This window comes from Candidatus Nitrosotalea sp. FS (genome assembly GCF_011319475.1).
In the GTDB taxonomy this organism is placed as follows: Archaea; Thermoproteota; Nitrososphaeria; order Nitrososphaerales; family Nitrosopumilaceae; genus Nitrosotalea.
This window is the reverse complement of sequence record NZ_RCMC01000232.1, coordinates 2,073-6,828: the sequence shown is the minus strand read 5'-3', so window position 1 is coordinate 6,828 and position 4,756 is coordinate 2,073. Positions and strand designations below refer to the sequence as shown.

Sequence of the window (4,756 nt, the reverse complement as noted above, 5' to 3'; positions counted from 1 at the left end):
AGAGCCACCTCTTTCGTATGTAGTTTCTATGCCTTCTATTGTTTTTCCAATGAACCCTCCAATTGACAAAACATCATTTCTTTCCAGCAATTTCTCCACCCCTGCCATTCTCTCTATTGACTCTGAAGCAAGAAAGTTTGCCGATTCCAANCGTCGTTTCTTTCAAGCAGTTTCTCGACCCCCTCCATCCTCTCTGTTGACTCGGAAGCAAGAAAGTTTGCAGATTCCAAGTTATTGTCAGTGATTATGGGCCATATGTCAAATGAAATGACCTCTGATTTTATACCAGAACTTTTTAGTACATAGTTCATTACGTGAGACATCAAGACTTCACCTGAATATGCAAGCAATCTTGCCCTTGCTTCATTAGCAAACTCTCTTTTCTGCAGAACCTCTGCTAGGGCAGACTCGGCTTTTGCCAGAAAAGAGNCAAGATTTCGCCTGAATATGCAAGCAATCTCGCTCTTGTTTCATTAGCAAATTCTCTTTTTTGTAGAACCTGTGNTTGCCCTTGTTTCATTAGCAAATTCCCTTTTTTGTAGAACCTCTGCTAGGATAGACTCGGCTTTTTCCAAAAAAGAGTTGATGGTTCTGTTGCAGTCGTCTTGAAGTGACTTGTCTACCATCTCGAAATTTTTTGATATGGTTTTCTTAGAATTTCAGTGCCTAGATTTTCTCCTTTTTCTGCACTGCGTCCAATCTCAAGTGCGATATCTGTAAGCGATCTCTGTTTTTCATTGTATGTTGTAAGGGGTGCAGAAAAAACCGTAATTACCTTCGAGTCTTTTTTTAACTCGTTAATCCTTTTGATTATAGTTGGTATCAGTATGCCGTCTACACCTACTGCACTGCCACCAAATTTTGAAACAACCAGATTTTCCAAAACTTGGTTAACTCTGCCTCCGTCCTTCTATAAAGTATTGGATGTTTTCATGGCCCACTCTACAAAGCTTGACTGCATAAATCCTACGCATTGCTTAAATCTTAAAACTAGATAATTTCGCTGATGTCCATAAAACCCGAAAATTATGTCATTCAGGGCGAGTTATTCCGAGACAAGAACACCAATCACATCTTACAATTCATTCCAGACGTAGGTCTTGTTCACAACGAGTCACTCTGCAAAGAAATCACAGGCTGTATTGATTTTCAACAAAACAACTAGGCCAAGAATTTTTTTATAAGATCTGACGCCTTTTTTGCCCCATCAAAAGGTCGTGGGTTTCGTTTTTCATCAATTTTTTCTTGGATTAGTCTATCAAGATGAAAAACATCCTCATGTGTATATCCAAGCTCTCGTGCATTTTCCTCTTGTTCGAAATGACCCTTTATTGGAATGAATATTCCANTTGCATTTTCCTCTTGTTCGAAATGGCCCTTTATTGGAATGAATATTCCTGGAGTTCCATAGTGTCTTGACTCGNTTGTCAAGACGAAAAATATCTTCATGTGTATATCCAAACTCCCTTGCATTTTCCTCTTGTTCAAAATGGCCCTTTATTGGAATGAATATTCCAGGTGTTCCATAGTGTCTTGACTCATCAATAGTTGATTTTCCAGCAAGTGAGACCACCAAGTCTGATGCAAATATTATTTCATGCAAGTTGTTCACAAATCCCATATTTCTGATGTCTTTGTGATTTGTCTTAAATGAAGGACCGCTCACAATCACAATCTCAAACTCCTGGTTGATCTTTGGATGTATCTCAAGGATTTTTTCAATCAAAAATCTTCCAGAATCAGTTCCACCGATGCTTACAACAATTGTTTTCTTGTGGAATGAAAATTTCTCCCGTAATTGTTCCCTTGATTGTGATGTGTTTCTTACAATTGGTCCCACCCTGACCAAATTGTCTTCGCTTGTACCATTTTCTGGCAAAATCACAAGATCGCATTTTTTGATGATGTTTCCCATTGACCTGTTCATTTGTTTTTCAATGACAGAACCAATGCCTCTTGCAAAATTTGTCTTGAGTATGTCAGTTACCAAAATGGTCTTGATTCCCTTGTCTTGTGCTACCACTAGGGATGCAAAATCTTCATCGCTTGTAACAAGTCTTGGGTGATATGTATCAAGTATTTCAGATGAAATTGCTTTGCACTCCTTGTAGTATGAATAATACTTGAAGAGCCATCTGAGTGGCTGTTGCAGTCTGCCGTTTTGTACCTCAAATGGGGGAGGCTTGTACAGGTTATCTACATCAAACCCATTTTGTGAAATAAGTGAAGGTGCAGCACCTCCACTTACAAATCTCTTTGATATGTTACCAAGGTCCTGAGAAATGGCAATGTCTCGGGTGGCATGCCCTAGTCCTATTGGGCTTGAGAAAAAAACTAGATCTAACATGTATGCGGTTGTATGCAATTTCTTTATTTTTATTTCAAGTGATTCTCAAAGTTTAAATGCATTTTAAATCGGAGCTTGCATGGGTTCATAGTCCAGGTCGGTTATGACGTCGCCCTTACACGGCGAAGATCCAGGGTTCAAATCCCTGTGGACCCACTTAAAATCCTCTAAGGCCAATAGGTCTGCACAATTCTGGATGGTCTCTGAGATATGAAATTTTTTGCAACATGGATTGCTTGTCTTGTGGAAANAGCACCTCCGCTTACAAATCTCTTTGATATGTTGCCAAGACCTTGGGAAATAGCAATGTCTCTTGTGGCATGCCCTAANCTTGCGGAAAAGTTCCGCCTATTGGATAAGCATTTGATCCATGATTTGCGCGAAAGACCACCTGGCTACTTGGTTCTATTTCTGATATCAACAGTTCAAGTTCCCCTAAAGCTTCCGAATCATCAATTGGCAAAAATGGTTCCTTGAATTTTGTAAGAAACTCGTCACGTATCCCATCTTCTAAATGCAGAGTCAGGGCTCCGACATAATGAGGTGCAGAAGCACTTAGTACTTTGGCAGTCTCCTCTATGTGGTTCTTTGAGTATGTCTTTCCACCAAGGCCCAAAATGACCATGCAGGATATGGTGTATCCAGCATCTTTTGCCTTTTGACATGATTTTATAATTGTCTGACCTGTTGCACCTTTGGTAACTTTTTTGAGAATTGTATCCGAACCACTTTCTATTCCAATGTAAAACATTGTTAGTCCTGCAGCATACAGCTTTTTGAGATCCTCTGGAGATTTTTTCATGATGTTTTGTGGCATGGCATAGCATGATATGCGCTCAAAGTTTGGAAACTTTTCTCGCAGATAGTCCAGAATTTGTAGCATTCTTTCAGTTGACAAGTTTAATGCATCACCGTCTGCCAGAAATATTCTAGTACTGTAGGGCATGTGTTTTGAGGCAAGGTCAATCTCCATCTTGATCTCTTCCCATGGTCTCTCAGAATATTCCTTTGAGCGGTACATGTTACAGTATGAACATTTGTTAAATGAACAACCTAGTGTGACCTGAAAAATTAGAGACTTGGCTTCAGACGGAGGCCTGTACAATGGATAATCATAATCTAGCATACGATCACTAGCCTTGATCTATCTTATCAGTTATTCGATCAAGTGATGGGAAATAATTTTCCCTTTTGGACAGTGCATTAATTCCATGGATCTGGGGGTCAAACAAAGATCTAATAATTAACTGATAATACACAAGCATANCATACAATCACTAGCCTTGATCTATCTTATCAGTTATTCGCTCATGTGATGGGAAATAATTTTTCTTTTCCTTGCCATGGTTACATTATTTTACATGGATTTAGGGTCAAACAAATAAAGATCTATTAATTAACTGAATAATACACAAGCATCATGCCTACAGATCCATACGCCAAACGTCTTTTGTGGTTTGTATTTATGGGCTCAAAAGGGGGCCTGAACAGAATTCGATTCATCTCTCATATACGAGACAAACCTCTTAACGCAAACNCCAAGCGTCTACTGTGGTTTGTATTTATGGGCTCAAAAGGAGGCCTAAACAGAATTCGCTTCATCTCTCATATACGAGATAGACCGCTTAACGCAAATCAACTTGCCAAGGAAATGAATCTAGATTACAAGGCAATACAGCATCACGTGGGGGTTCTTGAAAAAAATAATCTGATAACTCGAGTGGGAGACAAGTATGGTGCGACATTTTTCATATCTACGTTTCTTGAGGTAAACATGCAAGTCTTTGATGAAATTGTAAGCAAATTGGAAAAAAGTAAATAAGCAAAGCGGAGCCAAGTCCTTTCAAATGGAACCGTTGATGACTGCAAGTACAATTGTGTCTGGGGCTAACATGGTAGCTCTTGGAGTGCTCATAGGTGTTTTTGCCAAAATGTATTCGAGAACCAAGGCACAGCTGCCTCTGGGAATGATATTTTTTGCAGGCCTCTTGTTTTTACACAATCTAGTTGGAGTCTATGCATACTTTACAATGATGGAACTTTATGGTGCAGCATTGTTGCCGTACTTGTTGGCAGTGCATGTGGCAGAGCTTGCAGGTGTGCTAATATTTTTGAGAATAACTCTGCAATAGATTTGATTTAATTGTAAGACAAATAAAATCAATTCATGAAACAGCAGTACAAGGAATACCTACGACTAAACAAGAACATTCTTTTAGGATTTCTCGCATCGATTGTAATCTCTGCAATAGTTGCACAGTTGTTTTCAAATCAACAAAACTATGTCAACGCAACCATAAGTCTTGGCGTTGATTATGTTGTATATTTTTCCACTTTTGGCTCACTCTATTACATTGACAACAAGAAAAAATATCTCCTTGAAACAGGCCAGGTGGACAAGGCAGAGCT

The 4,756-nt window shown here is 39.1% G+C and carries 5 protein-coding genes, 1 tRNA gene and 1 pseudogene; 4 read left to right on the top strand and 3 right to left on the bottom strand.

Going from position 1 to position 4,756, the window contains the following annotated elements:
• Positions 1 to 619 precede the first annotated feature (619 nt).
• A complete protein-coding gene (locus DYY66_RS08755) occupies positions 620 to 883 on the bottom strand; it encodes a hypothetical protein (RefSeq protein ID WP_166288250.1) in 264 nt (87 codons plus the stop codon).
• Positions 884 to 1,006: 123 nt separating this feature from the next.
• Between DYY66_RS08755 and DYY66_RS08750 the strand changes: the two genes are divergently transcribed.
• On the top strand, positions 1,007 to 1,165 hold the full coding sequence (locus DYY66_RS08750) for a hypothetical protein (RefSeq protein ID WP_166288247.1): 159 nt from the start codon (positions 1,007 to 1,009) through the stop codon (positions 1,163 to 1,165).
• A 259-nt stretch (positions 1,166 to 1,424) separates the two neighbouring features.
• Here DYY66_RS08750 and DYY66_RS14810 read toward each other — a convergent pair.
• The coding region (locus tag DYY66_RS14810; RefSeq protein ID WP_304515758.1) for a glycosyltransferase at positions 1,425 to 1,915 on the bottom strand (491 nt) is incomplete at its 3' end.
• A gap of 513 nt (positions 1,916 to 2,428) precedes the next feature.
• Here DYY66_RS14810 and DYY66_RS08740 point away from each other — a divergent pair.
• Positions 2,429 to 2,503 (top strand) — tRNA-Val (locus tag DYY66_RS08740).
• A gap of 174 nt (positions 2,504 to 2,677) precedes the next feature.
• Here the strand turns inward: DYY66_RS08740 and DYY66_RS08735 are convergent.
• On the bottom strand, positions 2,678 to 3,473 hold a 796-nt coding region (locus DYY66_RS08735), incomplete at its 3' end, for a radical SAM protein (RefSeq protein WP_255496407.1).
• A 721-nt stretch (positions 3,474 to 4,194) separates the two neighbouring features.
• Between DYY66_RS08735 and DYY66_RS08725 the strand changes: the two genes are divergently transcribed.
• On the top strand, positions 4,195 to 4,479 hold the full coding sequence (locus DYY66_RS08725) for a hypothetical protein (RefSeq protein ID WP_166288241.1): 285 nt from the start codon (positions 4,195 to 4,197) through the stop codon (positions 4,477 to 4,479).
• A gap of 35 nt (positions 4,480 to 4,514) precedes the next feature.
• Positions 4,515 to 4,756 (top strand): annotated as a pseudogene (locus DYY66_RS14805) (hypothetical protein); the annotation flags it as partial.